The following is a 226-nucleotide window of genomic DNA, read 5'->3' on the forward strand; positions in this document are numbered from 1 at the left end:
TTTCATCACTGCCGCCGATCTGCTGATGCAATTGACGACAGCGTTGCGCCGCAATCAGCTGGAGGAAACCATCAAGCGGATCACGAAGCCCTACAGGCTTCTCATCGTTGACGAGATGGGATACCTGCCCATGGACCGGGAGCAGGCGAACCTGCTCTTCCAGGTGGTCGCCAAGCGGTACGAAACCGGCAGTCTCATCCTGACCAGCAATCTGCCGTTCGGCCAA

Annotated in this window: 1 protein-coding gene; it reads left to right on the plus strand. The window is 58.0% G+C overall.

Features of this window, described 5'->3' with window-relative positions; all coding sequences use genetic code 11:
- On the plus strand, window positions 1-226 hold a 226-nt coding region (locus P0D70_RS37040; protein ID WP_408188161.1), incomplete at both ends, for an ATP-binding protein.

Origin of the sequence: Paraburkholderia sp. RL17-381-BIF-C (assembly GCF_046026435.1) — a bacterium.
In the GTDB taxonomy this organism is placed as follows: domain Bacteria; phylum Pseudomonadota; class Gammaproteobacteria; order Burkholderiales; family Burkholderiaceae; genus Paraburkholderia.